A 16,675-nucleotide genomic window follows, 5' to 3' on the forward strand; every position below is an offset into this window, starting at 1 on the left:
TGCGTACGGAGCGGGTGCGGGGCGTGGTCGGCCGTGCCGGTACCGCGTGCCGCCGGACCGTGCGGTCCGGCCGTCGAACGGTGCGGTGCGGTCCGGTCCGGCACGCGGCCGGGTGGTGCCGGCTGGGACGCGGGGCCGCCCGGCGCCGGGCGGCGGCGCGCAGGCGGAGGATGCCGGTGCGGCGCGCGGCCGGACGGTGCCGGTGCGGCGCTGTCGGTCCGTGCCGGTGCGGCGTTGTCAGTCCGTGCCGGTGCGGCGCGCGGTGCGTCCGGAGATCTGCAGCCGGTCGATCACCCCGGTGGCGGGGTCCCGGTGGAATCGGCCGCCCGGTTCGATCCGGTCGGTGGCCGGGTCCACCAGGTCGCAGGACAGGTCCGGGTAGCACACCAGCGGGATGGGGCAGTCCCCGTCGACGGAGAGGGTCGGCTTGCCGTCCCCGTCGAGCTTGACCGTGTACTCCGTGCCCCCGTTGCGGTACGTCCCGGCGCACTCCGGGAGCGCCACGGCGGGTCCGCGGGGTGTGTCGGCGGCCCGGGCGGTGGGCACGCGGATGCCGGTCAGCCGGGCGAGTTCCGCGGCGATGTCACGCCACAGAGCGGTGGCGGCGCCGGCATTGCCCGTGAAGGCGACGACGACGCCGCTGTCGGGGTCGGCCCGCAGGTGGCAGGAGGTGCCCTGGGCGTTGCCGTCATGGCCGCACCACACCCGGCCGTCCTGCGTGAAGAGGGCGAGGCCGAGGCCCCAGGCGTCGGCCAGCGCGCCGGGGTCGGCGGCCGGCTCGGGCCGCCGCATCAGGTCGGCGACGCCGGCCGGGAGGGCGGCGTCCCTGCCGATCACGGCTCTGCCCAGGGCGACCAGGTCCTCGGCGCTCGCCAGCAGGGCACCGGCCGGGGCCTCCACCGGGGCGAGGTTCTGGTGGGCCGGACGTACCAGGCCCGTGGCCGTGTTGAGGGCGTGACCGCTGGCGATCGGCCGGGCGGGGGCGGAGTCGCCGAGGAACGCGGGGACGATGCCGAGGGGTTCCAGGACGAGCGCCGCCACGGCCTCCTGCCACGTCATGCCCGTCACGTCGGACAGGATGCGGCCGGCGGCGACGTAGCCGGCGTTGGAGTAGGAGAAGGCGGTGCCCGGCGGGAACAGGGTGCTCCTCGCGGTGCAGACCGCCGAGAGGTACCGGGAGGCGGTGGCGCCGACGGCGCTGTCCGAGTCGGGGCCGGTGGGCAGACCGGAGGTGTGACTCAGCAGCTGACGCACCGTCACGTCGGCTATCGCGCCTGATAAGTCGGGCAGCAGTTCGCCGACGGTCTCGTCGAGGTCCAGGTCCCCGTCGTCCGCGAGGAGCAGGACGGCGGCGGCCGTGGCCGCCTTGGTGACGGAACCGAGGGGGACGGCCGTCTCGGCGGTGAACGGCGTGTTGGCCACGGCGTCGGCCGTGCCGGTGGACACGCTGAGGAGGTGGGTGCCGGTGTGGACGGCCAGCTGGGCGCCGGGCACGCGGTGGATGCGTGCGAGGGCGTCGAGGTGGCCGCGCAACTCCTGGTGCGAGGGGGACGATGGCCTGGTTGCGGCCGGGGCGGCGGTCGGATATGGCATGGGGAGACGACTCCTGGTGTGAGCGGGTGCGGGGAGGGGAACGCGTCCGGCCCGTGGGGTGAGCGGTACGGGCGTGCGCGTCGACGGGCGCTACGGCCTGGTGACGGCGATCGGCAGATGGCGCACGCCGACGATGACGGCCGGGTTCTGGTACGCCACGTCGTCGTACGAGGGCACCGTGATGGAGGAGAAACGTTCCATCATCATCTGGAGCGCGATTCGGGCTTCCAGGCGGGCCAGCGGGGCGCCGAAACAGAAGTGGATGCCGTGACCGAAGGTCAGATGGGGATTGGGGTCACGGGCCGGGTCGAAGACGTCCGGCGCGGTGAAGCGCGAGGGGTCACGGTTGGCGGCCCCCAGGTGCACCATGAGCAGGGTGTCGGCCGGGATCTCGTGGCCGCCGAGCGTCACCGGACGGGTGGTGCGCCGGCCCAGCTCGGGGAAGGGCGGCAGCCAGCGCAGGACTTCCTCCACGGCGTCCGGCACCCGGTCCGGCTCCTTGCGCAGAGCGGTGAGTGTGCCGGGGTGCCGGTCGAAGGCGACCAGGGCGTTGCCGAGCAGAGCGGTGGTGGTGATGTGGCCCGCCACCAGCAGCAGAGCGACGAACCCGACGATCTCCTGGTCCTCCAGCCGCGTTCCGTCGACCTCGGCGCCGAGGAGTCTGCTGGTCAGGTCGTCCCCGGGATGGGCACGGCGGTGCCGGATGTGGTCCAGGACGTAGCCGTTCATCTCGCGCACGGTCGGGGCGATGGCCTCCAGCGCCCGTTCCAGATCGGCCATGTCGAGGCTGTCGCCGAGTTGGTCGCCTCCGAAGAGGGTGGCGGCCCACTCCTGGAACAGCCTGTGGTCCTCGGCGGGGATACCGAGGAGTTCGGCGATCACGATGATCGGCAGGGGGTAGGCGAGGGTGTCGACGACATCGAAGCGGTCGCGGTCGGCGACTCCGTCGAACAGCCGCGCGCAGATGGCCTCGATGCGCGGTGCGAGTCCGTGGACCACGCGCGGGGTGAAGGCCTGGCTCACCAGGGTGCGCAGCTTGCGGTGCTCCGGCGGGTCCATGCCCACGAAGTTGCCCTGCGTGAAGGCCGCGAAGTCCTCCTGGGTGGGGGCGATCGGCGTCATGTCGGAGGAGTACGTCGCCGGGTCGGACAGGATCGACGAGACGCCCTGGTGGTCCACGACGTGCCACTGCCGCCGCTCCTCGTCGTACGTCACGGGGCCGGCGTCGCGTAAGGACCGCCATCGCTCGGGTAACTCGTCAAGTGGCGATTCGGCACCGGTCAGTTGTGTGCTTGTCACCGTTTCTCCTTGGATGGGGACGCACGGGCCCGTGCGGTGGGCAACCGTCGTCGCGCCGTGGCCGGCCGCGGGCAGCGGTGGCCGTGCCGGCGCGGGCCATCGATGTGGCACGCGGGCGAAGGTTCGCTCGACGTCAGGCGGCCGGCGCGCGGCTCGGCCGGGCGGGCCTGATCAGTCGATTCGACCAGCTCGGCGGATGCGTCCCGGCCGGTCGGGTCGGTCGGGTCGACCGGCTGGAGGCGGCCGGCGATCCGCCACTCAGGGAAGGTCGAGCCGGGGCGTCAGCGGACCTGAGGGCGGAACAGGGGCGGCGGGGCGGCGGTTCCGAGCGGGCCGGACGCCCGCCGAGCAGCGGACAGGCCCGTACGTGCGCAGCCTGGCAACACGCGCCCAGGGCACCTTGCAGACACCACCACGTCCCCCCAGTGACTTCCCCCGCGCAGTGGCCCTGCACGGGACTCCTCCGACCCTTCATTCACGTGCCAAGAACGCGCTTCGACACGATCCTCCCGGGCCGAGTGCGCTCACAGTTTTCACGTTGGGTCACTGGATGGCAACCCCCCGAAATCGAAGGGGAGATGGCCGTTCAGCACCCACCAATGAGGGCGTGTATCCCGGCGCTTCACCCTCAAACCAGGGGTGTGGAGAAAAAGTTGGGCCGAGCCGGGACACCCCGGGGCCACCTGCGAGCACCCCGGCCGTTCCGGCCACACGGCCGCCCCTCCACCGATTCGGCCGAATCAGGTGTTGACGGCTGTCCGGACGACTGGCCCACGAGCGGGCCGGGAAGACCGCCTCTTCCGCGGGCCGCTCCGGCACCGCGTGCAGGACCGCGGTAGCGCGAAACCACTCGTGCGCGGCGCCTTCCCGTCTCGTGCGCGGCACCCTCCCCGTCTCGTGCGCGCCTCCGCCGGTTCGGCTCGGGGACACGGCATCGCCTGGGGGCCGGCGGCTGTCAACGAGCAGAGGCCGCCCGTGAGTACGGGCGGCCTCTGCGTGTTGCCTGGACGGGTCAGGCGGGGGAACCGGCGAACTTGGGGTTGTGGCCGTACTGGTTGCTGCCGGCCTCGCCCTCGATGCAGAGGAAGACCAGCATGACGATGCCGCCGACGAGCGGGACGAGGCCGATCAGGATCCACCAGCCGCTGCGGTTGGTGTCGTGCAGCCGGCGGACGGTGACACCCAGGCTCGGCAGCAGGAGGCCGAGCGCCAGCACGAGGCTGAGGATCTGCGATCCGAAGACCACCGCGTCGATGATCGAGGCCACGATCGCGAGGATGGCGTAGAAGAGCACGTACATCCAGTACTCCTTGCGGCGCGCGCGCCCGCTGAATACCGCGTACTTCTTCACGACTTCGATGAACCAGTTCATTGCGTCCCCCCAGGGATCGTTGGCGAAAGCCGCACCGCTCGGATCCGGCCAGACGCAGACCGTACGGAGGTGACGGGGCTCCGTCAAAGCTGTTACGGCCGGGGGTGAAGTGAGGCGCCCGCGGTCCACGAGGCGTGCCGGCGGGGCCGCTATGCCAGCGTTTCCGGACACATCCCACCAAGATCACCGGTGTCACGGAAGACGAGTCGCTCAACATCGGCTCACAGAGCCCTCCCCGACACCTCACGGCATCCGAAACGTATGCGATCTGTGTGCGATCCGTTGCCTCTTCTACACGGTTCCGAAGCCGAAACGATCTCCGAACGTTGTCCCCCGCGCCTCCTGAGCCTCCCGCGCACCAGGCCTCGGCTGTCCCGCCGTCAGGACCGGCCGCTCGCACACGGCAGCACGGCGGGTCCACCCGCCTCGGGCGCCGAGGTTCTCGCCGCCGTTTCGGCCGGGTCTCCCCAGGACGCGGTCGCGCAGAAGCTCGTACTCATGGTGGAGCCGAGGCCGTTCGCTCAGGGGAGGCCGAGTGATCACGGCGGCTCCGGCGGCTACCTCTTCTCGATGGCGGTGCTCCCGCACCGGCCCCGGCCCGACCCGGCCCGGCCGTGTTCCCGTTCCGTTCCCGGCCCGGTGAAGGCCTCAGGTCTCCTGCAAGGGCGCATAGACCTCCGCTCCCAGGCCGAACGTCCAGGCGACGCCCTCCCTCGCCGTTCTGGTCGACGGCGGGACGCGAAGCCAGTAGGTGCGCCGGGTCCCGTCCGGTTCCGGCGTCGAGTTGAGCACCTCCACCATCACCACCGGCTCGTCGGCGGGGAGGTCGATCCGCCAGAGCGTGCCCGTCTCGTCGCGGTGCACGGGACGGGCACCGGAGTCCGCGAGGTAGCGGTCGTAACCGTAGTACTCCAGCATCACGCGCCGCAGTTCGGCGTTCTCCTCGTCCCGGATACGGCTCGGTGTCAGCGAGGGCAACTCCGTGAGGAACGCGGCGGGCACCGGCATGCCGCGCCAGGCGTGCAGGGCGAACCCGTCCCGGTAGGCCAGTGCGGGGCCGTCCCCGCGGTCGAGGCGGCCGGCCTCGTCCCGGTGCAGTGCCACCGGGCGTTCCGACATCACCGCGACCCGGGTGAACGGCCACCACCAGCCCGCGCTGCGGCAGACCTCGGCCAGTGCGCCCAACGGACCGTCGTGGGTGGGAAAGGCGGCCAGCCACGGCGCGTCGTGCTGCCCCAGCACCGCGTCCAGGAGGAACAGCCGCACCTGGGCGGCCTCCGGGCCCGTGTCCCGTCCGACCAGGTCCTCCAGCACACCGGCCCGGATCCGGTCCACCAACGCCTGGGTGGACTCCCACAGCCGTCCGCCGGTCGCCGCCCAGTGGGCGGACCAGCCCGCGGCCCCCAACTCGGCCCGCAACCGCAGCCTTTCCCCTGCCCACGGCCTGTCGCGGAGCGCCTCGCGCACGCTGGGTCCCCGGTCGGTGAGCTGCCGGATCACCGTCACGGCCGCGCGTGGGGAGTCCGCCCACACCACCGCCTCCGGTTCGGCCAGGCCCGCCAGCCGGTAGGCGCGCCGGACCGCGGCCTCGGCGGCGGGGCGGTCGGCGCGGGCGGTGGCCATGGCCCGGGCGCGCCATGCGTCCAGCCCGTCCGCCCCGGTCTCCGGCTGCCTGACGTCACCGGTCCGGTCGTCCGGTCCTGTCCGGTCGTCCGGTCCTGTCCGGTCGTGCGGTCCTGTCCGGCCGGCCGGTTCGCTCGTCCCGTGGACGCCCGTGCGGCCGCCCGTCTCCGTCGTCGGCATGTGTCTCTCCCCCAACTCGTGCGTCACCATGGTCAGTCGGCGACGATCCGGACGGACCCCGGCACGTACTCCCGCTGTCTGACCACCCGGTACCAGCCCTTGGGCAGGGCGATCGCCGCGTGCTCCTCGTGCACGACCCGGCCCCCCTGCGGCAGGTGCAGCAGCAGCGGACCGTAAGGCCCGGGCTCGCGCACCAACTCCCCCGGCCCCACCACCGCGTGGGCGTGCCCGGTCACCTCGCCGAGCGCCAGCACCAGCCGCCCGCGCCCGTCCCGCCGCTCCCTCGGCGCGTGCGTCACGTGCTCCGGTACCGCCTCCCGCGCCACGGGCACGATCAGCACGTCTCCCTGCCGGTACATACCTCGCCCCTCACCGCCGGGTGCACCGCGCACCGGCCTCATGACCACGACCGTAGGCGCCGCCACTGACAACGCCCCGGTAGGCCGCCCCACCGTCTGTCGCTGTCGGTGGCGGTTGGTAGAACTGCGGCATCACGCTTCGCACACCCCTTCTCCCAGGAGCAGCCGCATGACCATCGGTGACCACCTGCACGAGCTGTACCGGCTGCCCGCGCACGCCTTTCCCGGCCCCGATGCCCCGGCCGGCCGCCTGCCCGAGCCGGACTCCGTCGCCTGGCGGGTCTCCGCGGACGTGTACGACACGGAGGAGAGCTGGACGGCGGCCTTCACCCGCTTCTGCGAGGCCGTCGACACCACCCGGGTGCGCGCCCTGATCGTCGGCGCCTGGGAGGAGGCCTACGAGTCCGACCCCTCCGACGTCATCGAGGCCCTCCTCGCCGCCCGGGACCGGCTGCCCGCGCTGCGCGCGCTGTTCCTGGGCGACATGGTGATGGAGGAGTGCGAGATCTCCTGGATCAACCAGACCGACGTCTCGCCGCTGCTGGCCGGCTTCCCCGCCCTGGAGGAGTTCGGCGTGCGCGGCGGCTCCGGCCTCGTTTTCCCGGCCGTGCAGCACTCCTCGCTGCGCCGCCTCGTCGTGGAGACCGGTGGGCTGCCCGCCGCGGTCGTGCGGGGCATCGGCGCCAGCGACCTGCCCGCGCTGGAGCACCTCGACCTGTGGCTGGGCACGCCCGATTACGGCGGTGACAGCGAGGCCGCCGACCTGGCGCCCCTCCTGTCCGGCGCCCGTCTGCCGCGCCTGCGCCACCTGGCCCTGCGCAACAGCGAGATGCAGGACGCGGTGGCGGCCGCCGTGGCCTCCGCGCCGGTCGTCGCCCGCCTCGAGGTGCTGGACCTGTCCATGGGGGTGCTGACCGACGAGGGCGCGCAGGCGTTGCTGGGCGGGCAGCCGCTGACCCATCTGAAGAAGCTCGACCTGCACCACCACTACCTGGGCAAGGCCTTCGAGGAGCGGGTGCGCCAGGTGCTGGAACCGGCCGGTGTGGAGGTCGACCTCGACCGCGGCGACGCGGAGGAGGAGACCGAGGAGGACGGCACGGTCTGGCGCTACGTCTCCGTCGGCGAGTGAGCACGGACGGCGTGGCGGCCGCGGCGGGCGTGCGCTTCGCGGTGGTCGGCAATCCCGGCAACCGCCGGGTGACGCTCTTCGCCGACGCGGTGCGCGCGGCGGGTCTGCCCGGCCCGCGTGTGGTGCCCTGGGCGGACGTCCTGCGGCAGGGCGCGGCGCACTTCACGCCCGAGGAGATCGTCCGCGTCGACTCCCCCGGCGAGCATCCCGAGGTGGACCGCCTGCTGCGGGGTGATCTGGAGCCCACCCGGGTGGAGGGCTCGGCGCGCTGGTACGCCGGCTTCACCGCCGCGCTGCGCGGCCTGCTCGGCGGTGTCCGGCTGGACGACCCGGACGAGCTGTCCGTGCTGTTCGACAAGCGCCGCTGCCACGCCGTTCTGGACGCCGCCGGCGTACCCGTTCCCCTCTCGCCGACCTCCGGGATGGACGGCGCTCCGGTACGCGGCTGGGACGACGTACGGACGCTGATGCGCACGCACCGGATGCCCCGGCTGTTCGTCAAGCCGGCCCACGGGTCGTCGGCGTCCGGAGTCCTCGCCGTGGAGTCGGGCGGCGGCCGGATCAGGGCGACCACCTCCGTCGAGATGACGGCGGACGGCCATCTGCACAACTCCCTGAAGCTGCGCCGCTACGAGAGCGAACGGGAGGTCGCCGCCCTCGTCGACGCCCTCGCGCCGGACGGTCTGCATCTCGAACGGTGGGTGCCCAAGGCGTCCCAGCAGGGCCGCGCGACCGACTTCCGGGTCGTCGTGGTGGCCGGCCGGGCCACGCACGTCGTGGTGCGCACCAGCCGCTCCCCCCTCACCAACCTCCACCTGGGCGGCCGCCGCGGCGACCTGGACGCCGCCCGCGCAGCCGTGGCGGCGGCGGGCGCCCGCTGGACCGACGTGCTGGAGGTGTGCGAGCGGGCGGCCGCGTGCTTCCCCCGCACCCTGTGCGTCGGCGTGGACCTGCTGCCGGCCGTCGGCTGGCGCCGGATGTTCGTCGGCGAGGTCAACGCCTTCGGTGATCTGCTGCCCGGCGTCACCGGCCTGCCCGGCAGCGGCGCGGAGGGCCTGGACACCTACGGCGCGCAGGTCGCGGCGGTCCTGCGCGGCCCGGCCCTGCCCGCCGCCCGATGGCCTCACCGGCGGTCCGGCGCCCCGCGCGCGCCCGCCCCGGCGGCGTGATCCACCCGGCCCCGCCGGCCGCCGCACCCGTACAGAACAGGAACACCGCATGACCGAGCCCGACATGAACGACATCGTCGGCGAGCACGACATCCTCCTCGTCACCCTCGACACCCTGCGTCACGACGTGGCCGAGGAGCTGGCGGCCGCGGGCCGCATACCCCACCTCGCGCGTCATCTGCCCGGCGGCCGCTGGGAGAAGCGGCACGCGCCGGGCAGTTTCACCTACGCCTCGCACCAGGCGATCTTCGCCGGCTTCCTGCCCACCCCGGCCTCCCCAGGGCCTCATCGCCGGCTGTTCGCGGCGAGCTTCGCCGGCAGCGAGACCACCGCCGACGGCACCTTCGTCTACGACACGCCCGACCTCGTCAGCGGGTTGGCGAAAGCCGGCTATCACACGGCGTGCATCGGCGGCGTGGGCTTCTTCAACAAGCAGGGCCCGCTCGGCTCGGTCCTGCCGGGCCTGTTCCAGGAGTCCCACTGGGAACCGGAGTTCGGCGTCACCTCGCCCCACTCCTTCGAGAACCAGGTCGAGCGAGCCGAGCAGATCGTCGCCCGACTCCCCGCGGACCGGCGGCTGTTCCTCTTCGTCAACGTTTCCGCCCTGCACCAGCCGAACTGGTTCCACCTGCCGGGCGCCACCCGCGCGGCCGGTGACACCCGCGCCTCGCACGCCGCCGCCCTGGAGTACGTCGACCGGCACATCGGACGGCTGTTCACCGCCGCGAGCTCCCGTCGCCGCTGTTTCGCGATCGTGTGCTCCGACCACGGCACCGCCTACGGCGACGACGGCTACACCGGGCACCGCCTGGGCCACGAGTGCGTATGGACCGTGCCGTACGCCCACTTCTTCCTGGACCCCGCCGAGGCCGCCCGATGACCAACACCTTGCCGACCGGTCCCTACCAGCACTACGTCTACGCCTACCCCCACAAGACCGCCTACCGGCCGCTGCCGGACCGGCCGGCGCTGAGGTCGCTGTGGGCGGCGGAGGACAAGAGCGCCCTCTCGCTGTATCTGCACATCCCCTTCTGCGAGGTGCGCTGCGGGTTCTGCAACCTCTTCACCCGCATCGGCGCACCCGACGGCCTGACCGGTGCGTACCTGGACGCCCTGGAGCGGCAGGCGACGGCCGTGCGCGACGCGCTCGGCGACAGCGAGGGCATCCGGTTCGCCACGGCCGCCTTCGGCGGCGGCACCCCCACCTTCCTCACCGCGCGGGAACTCGAGCGGCTCTGCGACATCGCCGAACACCGCATGGGTGCCGATCTGCGCGCGGTGCCGCTGTCGGTGGAGGCCTCACCCGCCACGGCCACCGCCGACCGCCTGGCCGTCCTGGCCGAACGCGGCGCCACCCGGCTGAGTCTGGGCGTGCAGAGTTTCGTCGACTCCGAGGCGCGGGCAGCCGTCCGTCCGCAGCGCCGCGGCGACGTCGACGCGGCCCTCGGCCGCATCCGCGACGCCGCCCTGCCGGTCCTCAACATCGACCTCATCTACGGCATCGACGGCCAGACCGAGCAGACCTGGCTGCGCTCACTGGACGCCGCGCTCGCCTGGCGGCCGGAGGAGCTCTACCTGTACCCGCTCTACGTCCGCCCCCTCACCGGCCTGGACCGCCACCGCCCGGACTCCGCCGCCGACCCGGCCTGGGACGAGCAGCGGCTGCGGCTGTACCGCGCGGGCCGCGACCATCTGCTGTCCCAGGGCTATGTGCAGCAGTCGATGCGCATGTTCCGCCGGGCCGACGCCCCACCGCAGGGCGCCGACGACTACGCCTGCCAGACCGACGGCATGATCGGTCTCGGCTGCGGAGCCCGCTCCTACACCTCCGCCCTGCACTACTCGTTCGACTACGCCGTCGGCATGCACGAGATCCGCGGGATCATCGACGACTACGTCGCCACCACCGACTTCTCCCGGGCGGCGGTCGGTCACCGGATCGACGCCCACGAGGCCCGCCGCCGTCATCTGCTGCAGTCGCTCCTCCAGGCCGACGGCCTGGACACCGCCGACTACCGCGCCCGCTTCGGCTCCGCACCCGCCGACGACTTCGGGGCCGAACTCGACTCCCTCGCCGCACTGGGCTGGCTGGCCGACCTCCCGTCCACCCGTCTGCGGCTGACACCCGAAGGGCTCGCGCACTCGGACGCCATCGGCCCGCGGCTGTTCTCCCCGGCGGTGCGCGCCGCCATGGCCGCCTACGAGAGGAAGTGACACCCGGTCATGGATCTGACCGTCCTCTACCGCGGGCCGCTCGCCTCCTGCGACTACGACTGCCCCTACTGCCCGTTCGCGAAGCGGCGCGACTCCCCGGCCCGGCTCCGCGCGGACCGGGACGCCCTGGACCGCTTCGCCGCGTGGGCCGCCGCGCAGACCGGCGACCGCCTCTCGCTGCTGTTCACCCCCTGGGGCGAGGGCCTCGTGCGCTCCTGGTACCGGCGCACCCTCGCGGAGCTGTCCCACCTGCCGCACATCCGCCGCGTCGCCATCCAGACCAACCTCAGCTGCCGCACCGACTGGCTGGACACCGCCGACCTCGGCACCCTCGCCCTGTGGTGCACCTACCACCCGGGCCAGACCCCCTACGACCGCTTCCTCACCAAGTGCCGCGACCTCGCCCGGCGCGGCGTGCGCTACAGCGTCGGCGTGGTCGGCCTGCCCGAACACCTCGCGGACGCCCGCCGGTTGCGCACCGACCTGCCGGAACACGTGTACCTGTGGATCAACGCGGCCGAGGGACACACCTACCAGGACGCCGAGGCCGAGGACTGGACCGCGCTGGACCCGTTGTTCCCGTACAGCCGCACCCCGCACGCCAGCGCCGGACTGCCCTGCCGCACCGGCGAGTCCGTGATCTCCGTCGACGGGGACGGGACGGTGCGCCGCTGCCACTTCGTCCGCACCGAACTCGGCAACCTCTACGACGGCTCCTACCGGGCCGCGCTGGGCCCGCGCCCCTGTCCCTTGAGCGTCTGCGACTGTCACATCGGCTACGTCCACCTGGAGACCCTGCCGTTGTACGACGTCTTCGCCGGCGGGGTGCTGGAGCGCGTCCCGGCCGCCACCCGGCCGGTCCGCGGGCACCGGATCTAGGGCAAGGCCTGCTCGGCCCAGATGACCTTGCCCTGCGGCGTGTACCGGGTGCCCCAGCGCTCGGCCAACTGCGACACGAGGAACAGACCCCGGCCGCCTTCGTCCGTCGTCGCGGCGTAGCGCAGATGCGGTGAGGTGCTGCTGCCGTCCGCCACCTCGCAGATCAGCGCGCGGTCGCGGATCAGCCGTACGTGGATCGGTTCGGAGCCGTAGCGGATGGCGTTGGTGATCAGCTCGCTCAGGATGAGTTCCATGCTGAAGCAGAGGTCCGACAGGCCCCAGTCGTCGAGCCGTCGCGACACGGCGTCGCGCATGCCCGCGACGGCGGCGGGGTCCGCCGGCACGTCCCAGTCGGCGATCCGGTCGGGGTGCAGTTGCCGCGTGCGGGCGACGAGCAGGGCGACGTCGTCCTTGGGGCGTTCGGGGAGCACGGAGTCCAGCACGTCCTGGCAGGTCTGCTCGGGCGACCGGCCGGGACGACCGGCGAGGGCGTCCCGCAGCAGTTCCAGCCCCACGTCCAGGTCGCGACTGCGGTCCTCGATGAGGCCGTCGGTGTACAGCACGAGCTGGGTTCCCTCGGCCAGGCATACCTCGGCGGTCAGGAACGGCAGGCCCCCCAGCCCCAGCGGCGGGCCGGTGGGCACGTCGGGGAAGTCGACCGTCCCGTCGGGCCGGACCAGGGCGGGCGCCAGATGTCCGGCCCGCGCCATGACGCAGGTGCGCGTCACCGGGTCGTAGATGCCGTACAGGCAGGTGGCGCCCACGACACCCGCGGCGCTCTCCGTCGCCTCCCGCTGGTCGATGCTCCCGACCAGGTCGTCCAGGTGGTTCAGCAGTTCGTCGGGCGGCAGGTCGAGAGCGGAGAAGTTGTGCACCGCGGTCCGCAGCCGTCCCATGGTGGCGGCCGCGTGGAGGCCGTGCCCGACCACGTCGCCGACGGCCAGCGCCACCCGGCTGCCCGGCATGGGAATCACGTCGAACCAGTCCCCGCCCACTCCCGACTGGGCGGGGATGTAGCGGTAGGCGATGTCCAGCGCGCTCTGCTCGGGCATGGCCCGCGGCAGGAGGCTGCGCTGGAGGGTGACGGCCAGGGCGTGCTCACGCGTGTAGCGGCGGGCGTTGTCGATGCTCACGGCGGCACGCGCCACCAGTTCCTCCGCCAGCGACACGTCCTCCTCGTTGAACTGCTCGTGCTGTCGCGAGCGCCAGAAACTGGCCATGCCGAGCACGACGCCCCGGGCCTGGATGGGGGCGGTGATCAGGGAGTGGATGCCGTAGTCGATGATCGCCCGGGCCCGCTCCGGGTCCTGCACGCGCCAGCCCGTGGCCGTCGCCAGGTCGCTCACCAGCTGGGAGCGGCCGCTGCCGTAGCCGCGTGCCTGCGGGGTGGCGGGCTGGTAGTCGAAGAGCCGGCCCTGCTCGGTGAGCGGATGGTCGTCCGCGATGCCGGACACGGCGGCACGTCTCATCTCCGTTCCCGTACGGGCCGGCTCCTCGCCGTGCAGGACGGCGTCGGCCAGGTCCACGGTGACGAAGTCGGCGAAGCGGGGGATGAGGACCCGCGCCAGTTCGTCGGCGGTGCGCAGCACGTCCAGGGTGGAGCCGATGCGCAGTCCGGCGTCGTACAGCAGCCTGAGCCGCTCCCGGGCCACCTCCGCCCGGCCCGTCACCGCCTGGAGCTCGGTGGAGTCGCGCAGCGTCACGACCGTCTGCCCGGGTCGTCCTCCCTCGCGCCCCGTGGGCCGCTGGTTGACCGCGATGAGCCGTTCACCCGCGAGGTGGACCTCGTCGGTCGCCTCACGCCCGGAGGCGAGCAGCGCCCGCAGGCCGGGGTCGAGGCGCGTCAGACTCGAGACGGGCTGTCCCTCGATGTCCGGGGGCAGCTCCAGCAGTCGTCTGGCCTCGTCGTTCGCCAGCATCAGCCGTCCGTCGGCGGCCACGATCAGCACGCCCTCGCGGACCGAGTGGAGCACGGTGTCGTGGTGCTCGTACATCAGGGCCATCTCGCTCGGCGCGAGGCTGTGCGTCTGCCGTCGCAGCCGTCTGCCCACCAGGGCCGTCACGCCGGCCGACAGCACGAGCGCCGCGGCCCCGGCGCCCAGGATGATCGGCAGTTGCCGGTACAACTGGCTCTCGACGTTCTTGACCTTCATTCCGGCCGAGACGAGACCCACCACCGTGCCGTCGGCCTTCTTCACGGGAGTCGTGGCCTGTACCTCGCGGCCGAGCGGCCCCTCGACGCTCTCGACGTAGAGCCGGCCCTCCAGCGACGGTCCGATCTCCCCCACGAACCGCTTCCCGATCCGGTCCGGCAGGGGATGCGTGTAGCGCAGGCCCGCCGTGTCCATCACCACGATGAAGTCGACATCGGCGGCGCGGCGTGCCGCCTCGGTGAGCGGTTGCAGGATCCTCGTCGGATCCGGCGCCTGGAGGGCCGCCACGACACCCGGTGCGTGCGCGAAGGTCTGCGCCACCGCCGTGGAGCGACGCCTGGCCTCGGCGCCGGCGTCCCGCTCCGACTGCAGGATCAGGGCGAAGACTCCACAGCCCACGAGCAGCACCACGAGGGCGACCTGGAAAGCGAGCACCTGCCCGGCTACTGTCCGCACACTCTTCGCGATGTGGCGCTTCACCGACAGGTGTCGCAAACGGGCGAAAAGACTCGCCATGTGACCTTTCTAGCACTGGTGATCCCGACCGGCCAGGCGCGCCGGATCCCCGGCCGCCGGGTGGCGCGTGCCGGTGAGGTCGTCCACCACTCGACCTCACCCGGCGCCCACCAGCCAGTTCGCCGCCGAACCACACCCGAAGCCCGTGCCCGATATGCCGGATAAGATACTTATGTGATCATGTCTGGACGGCCGTGGCGCCGTCGCCCGGCCTACAGCGGCCGATGGGAAGCCGCCCGGCTGTCGCCCGTGGTCCTGACGCTTCTCATCGCCGGCATGGCGTTCTCCACGCCCAGGGAGATCGCGTTCAGCCGTCTCCTCCCCACCGCGCCCGCCCTCGCGGCCGCGATGTGGCCCGTGCTCCCCACGGTCCTCCTGGGAGCGGTGTGCCTGGTTCTCATGATCGTTCTGAGCTTGTTCCACACGGACCTGGGGACGCCGTACACGTCGGCCGCCATCGTCGCGGTCACCCTGGCAGCCGCATACGGCAGCCACATCCGGCTGCAACGGGAGGAGACGCTGTTCCAGGTGCGGCTCGTCGCCGACGCGGCCCAGAAGGTGCTGCTGCGCCCACTGCCGCGCCGCATCGAGGACATCGAGATCGAGTCGCTGTACCTGGCGGCCCAGGAGCAGGCCCGGATCGGCGGCGACTTCTACGAGGCGATCGGCACCCCGCACGGAGTGCGCCTCCTCATAGGCGACGTGCGGGGCAAGGGGCTGTCCGCGGTCGGAGCGGCCGCGGCGGTGATCGGCTGCTTCCGGGAGGCCGCCTACGACGAGCCGGACCTGACGGGCGTCGTCCGCCGCCTGGAGACGACCGTGACGCGCCACAGCGCGGCATTCCCCGTCCACGACCAGCCCGAGCACTTCGCCACCGCGATCCTCGCCGAGATCCCGCCCGGCGGCGGCCGGCTGCGGCTCCTCAACTGCGGGCATCCCCCGCCTCTGATCGCCCACGCGGGCGGCATCCGGGTCGTCGAACCGACCATCCCGGCGCCGCCGCTCAACCTCGCGGCGCTCGTCGGTGCGTGCTACCGGGTCGACACCGTCGCCTTCACACCGGGCGAGCAGTTGCTGCTCTACACGGACGGCGTGTCGGAGACCCGGGACGACACGGGCCGCTTCTTCCCGCTGCCGGAATGGATGCGGCGACAGAGCCCGCAACACCCTCGGGGGCTGCTGGATCAACTGCACCTGGATCTGCTCCGGCACAGCGGCGGACGGCTCGACGACGACATCGCGGCCCTTGCACTGCGACCCACCACGGCGGGGGAAGGCAGGGTCCTCGACACCGGGGGATGAGCTCTCGGCCCGCGACGCCTGCCGACGCTTGGTGGGCAAGTGTGCGCTTGATAGGCAAGCCTTCACTTGCCTATGCTGGCGTCGTGGCCGATGACCTGTTCAAAGCGCTGGCCGACCCCACGCGCCGCATCATCCTCGACGAGCTCACGGAGAAGTCCGGACAGACCCTGTTCGAGATCTGCTCGCGGCTGAGCATGAAGCACCACCTCGGCATGTCCCGTCAGGCGGTCTCCCAGCACCTCGCCGTACTGGAGGGCGCCGGGCTCGTCCTGACCAGGCGGGAGGGGCGCTACAAGTTCCACGACCTGCGTACCGCTCCGCTCCGGCAGATAGCCGAGCGGTGGCTCACGGCCGACCCCGACGGAACCGAACCGGAAGAGAGCACTTCATGAAGATCCACCTGACCAGCGTGTTCGTCGACGACCAGGCGGCGGCCCTGCGCTTCTACACCGAGGTCCTCGGCTTCGTGAAGAAGCACGACGTTCCGGTCGGGGAGAAGGACCGGTGGCTGACCGTCGTCTCCCCGGAGAACCCCGACGGCCCCGAACTCCTCCTGGAGCCCATGGGCCACCCGGCCGCCCGGACCTACCGCGACGCCCTCGTGGAGGACGGCATCCCGCTGGCCCAGTTCGCCGTCGAGGACGTCAGGGCGGAGTACGAGCGCCTGCGCGGCCACGGCGTCCGCTTCACCCAGGAGCCGGTGGAGATGGGTCCCGTGACGACCGCCGTCTTCGAGGACACCTGCGGGAACCTGATCCAGATCGCCACCCAGCCGCAGTAGGCGCAGCCGATCCGCGCGGCCGGCTGCGGCGACCACCACGCCGGAGCCGGCCCGTCAGCGGCCGCGCCGCCGCCTTCTCAATTCCTCGGCATTGCCCAATTGCCGG

At 72.6% G+C, this 16,675-nt stretch carries 14 protein-coding genes; 8 read left to right on the forward strand and 6 right to left on the reverse strand.

The window, feature by feature from the left end; all coding sequences use genetic code 11:
* Positions 1 to 237: 237 nt before the first annotated feature.
* The 5 genes from ACH4C6_RS29430 to ACH4C6_RS29450 form a co-directional block, all read right to left on the reverse strand.
* Entirely contained in the window at positions 238 to 1,593 is a 1,356-nt protein-coding gene (locus ACH4C6_RS29430; protein ID WP_398111660.1) for a serine hydrolase domain-containing protein, read from the reverse strand.
* Between the two features lie 90 nt (positions 1,594 to 1,683).
* Positions 1,684 to 2,808 (reverse strand): cytochrome P450, encoded by a 1,125-nt coding sequence (locus ACH4C6_RS29435; RefSeq protein WP_398111661.1) that lies wholly within the window; start codon positions 2,806 to 2,808, stop codon positions 1,684 to 1,686.
* A 1,096-nt stretch (positions 2,809 to 3,904) separates the two neighbouring features.
* Positions 3,905 to 4,264, reverse strand: coding sequence for a DUF805 domain-containing protein (locus tag ACH4C6_RS29440; RefSeq protein WP_398111662.1), 360 nt, complete (start codon positions 4,262 to 4,264; stop codon positions 3,905 to 3,907).
* A 648-nt stretch (positions 4,265 to 4,912) separates the two neighbouring features.
* Positions 4,913 to 5,887, reverse strand: a complete 975-nt coding sequence (locus ACH4C6_RS29445) for a DUF6745 domain-containing protein (protein WP_398111730.1) — start codon at positions 5,885 to 5,887, stop codon at positions 4,913 to 4,915.
* A gap of 212 nt (positions 5,888 to 6,099) precedes the next feature.
* A complete protein-coding gene (locus tag ACH4C6_RS29450; protein WP_398111663.1) occupies positions 6,100 to 6,426 on the reverse strand; it encodes a hypothetical protein in 327 nt (108 codons plus the stop codon).
* A gap of 169 nt (positions 6,427 to 6,595) precedes the next feature.
* Between ACH4C6_RS29450 and ACH4C6_RS29455 the strand changes: the two genes are divergently transcribed.
* The 5 genes from ACH4C6_RS29455 (at position 6,596) to ACH4C6_RS29475 (ending at position 11,817) form a co-directional block, all read left to right on the forward strand.
* Positions 6,596 to 7,555: an STM4015 family protein gene (locus ACH4C6_RS29455; protein ID WP_398111664.1), complete on the forward strand. Its 960-nt coding sequence runs from the start codon at positions 6,596 to 6,598 to the stop codon at positions 7,553 to 7,555.
* The gene (locus tag ACH4C6_RS29460; RefSeq protein WP_398111665.1) at positions 7,552 to 8,724 is read left to right on the forward strand and encodes an STM4014 family protein; all 1,173 of its coding nucleotides are present in this window, start codon (positions 7,552 to 7,554) and stop codon (positions 8,722 to 8,724) included. Before ACH4C6_RS29455 ends, ACH4C6_RS29460 begins: the two co-directional genes overlap by 4 nt.
* A 64-nt stretch (positions 8,725 to 8,788) precedes the next feature.
* Positions 8,789 to 9,604, forward strand: a complete 816-nt coding sequence (locus ACH4C6_RS29465) for an STM4013/SEN3800 family hydrolase (RefSeq protein WP_398111731.1) — start codon at positions 8,789 to 8,791, stop codon at positions 9,602 to 9,604.
* Complete coding sequence (locus tag ACH4C6_RS29470; protein WP_398111667.1) at positions 9,601 to 10,938, forward strand: STM4012 family radical SAM protein; 1,338 nt, start codon at positions 9,601 to 9,603, stop codon at positions 10,936 to 10,938. The genes ACH4C6_RS29465 and ACH4C6_RS29470 overlap by 4 nt, the downstream gene beginning before the upstream one ends.
* A gap of 9 nt (positions 10,939 to 10,947) precedes the next feature.
* Positions 10,948 to 11,817, forward strand: coding sequence for an STM4011 family radical SAM protein (locus ACH4C6_RS29475; protein WP_398111668.1), 870 nt, complete (start codon positions 10,948 to 10,950; stop codon positions 11,815 to 11,817).
* On the opposite strand, the gene ACH4C6_RS29480 is transcribed toward ACH4C6_RS29475, so the two are convergent.
* The gene (locus ACH4C6_RS29480; protein WP_398111669.1) at positions 11,814 to 14,486 is read right to left on the reverse strand and encodes a SpoIIE family protein phosphatase; all 2,673 of its coding nucleotides are present in this window, start codon (positions 14,484 to 14,486) and stop codon (positions 11,814 to 11,816) included. The two genes, ACH4C6_RS29475 and ACH4C6_RS29480, sit on opposite strands and share 4 nt — an antisense overlap.
* Positions 14,487 to 14,660: 174 nt before the next feature.
* Here ACH4C6_RS29480 and ACH4C6_RS29485 point away from each other — a divergent pair, with 174 nt between their 5' ends.
* From ACH4C6_RS29485 to ACH4C6_RS29495, 3 genes are all read left to right on the forward strand, one after another.
* Entirely contained in the window at positions 14,661 to 15,788 is a 1,128-nt protein-coding gene (locus tag ACH4C6_RS29485) for a PP2C family protein-serine/threonine phosphatase (RefSeq protein ID WP_398111670.1), read from the forward strand.
* Positions 15,789 to 15,871: 83 nt separating this feature from the next.
* Complete coding sequence (locus tag ACH4C6_RS29490; protein WP_398111671.1) at positions 15,872 to 16,180, forward strand: ArsR/SmtB family transcription factor; 309 nt, start codon at positions 15,872 to 15,874, stop codon at positions 16,178 to 16,180.
* Positions 16,177 to 16,569, forward strand: coding sequence for a VOC family protein (locus tag ACH4C6_RS29495; RefSeq protein ID WP_398111672.1), 393 nt, complete (start codon positions 16,177 to 16,179; stop codon positions 16,567 to 16,569). Before ACH4C6_RS29490 ends, ACH4C6_RS29495 begins: the two co-directional genes overlap by 4 nt.
* Positions 16,570 to 16,675 lie beyond the last annotated feature (106 nt).

This window comes from Streptomyces sp. NPDC017943 (assembly GCF_044328425.1).
Classification (GTDB): Bacteria; Actinomycetota; Actinomycetes; order Streptomycetales; family Streptomycetaceae; genus Streptomyces; species Streptomyces djakartensis_A.

Coding starts and splice junctions, on each gene's coding strand:
- ACH4C6_RS29430 (WP_398111660.1), bottom strand. CDS start 1,593: ATGCCATATCCGACCGCCGCCCCGGCCGCAACCAGGCCATCGTCCCCC.
- ACH4C6_RS29440 (WP_398111662.1), bottom strand. CDS start 4,264: ATGAACTGGTTCATCGAAGTCGTGAAGAAGTACGCGGTATTCAGCGGG.
- ACH4C6_RS29445 (WP_398111730.1), bottom strand. CDS start 5,887: ATGGCCACCGCCCGCGCCGACCGCCCCGCCGCCGAGGCCGCGGTCCGG.
- ACH4C6_RS29450 (WP_398111663.1), bottom strand. CDS start 6,426: ATGTACCGGCAGGGAGACGTGCTGATCGTGCCCGTGGCGCGGGAGGCG.
- ACH4C6_RS29455 (WP_398111664.1), top strand. CDS start 6,596: ATGACCATCGGTGACCACCTGCACGAGCTGTACCGGCTGCCCGCGCAC.
- ACH4C6_RS29465 (WP_398111731.1), top strand. CDS start 8,789: ATGAACGACATCGTCGGCGAGCACGACATCCTCCTCGTCACCCTCGAC.
- ACH4C6_RS29470 (WP_398111667.1), top strand. CDS start 9,601: ATGACCAACACCTTGCCGACCGGTCCCTACCAGCACTACGTCTACGCC.
- ACH4C6_RS29475 (WP_398111668.1), top strand. CDS start 10,948: ATGGATCTGACCGTCCTCTACCGCGGGCCGCTCGCCTCCTGCGACTAC.
- ACH4C6_RS29480 (WP_398111669.1), bottom strand. CDS start 14,486: ATGGCGAGTCTTTTCGCCCGTTTGCGACACCTGTCGGTGAAGCGCCAC.
- ACH4C6_RS29495 (WP_398111672.1), top strand. CDS start 16,177: ATGAAGATCCACCTGACCAGCGTGTTCGTCGACGACCAGGCGGCGGCC.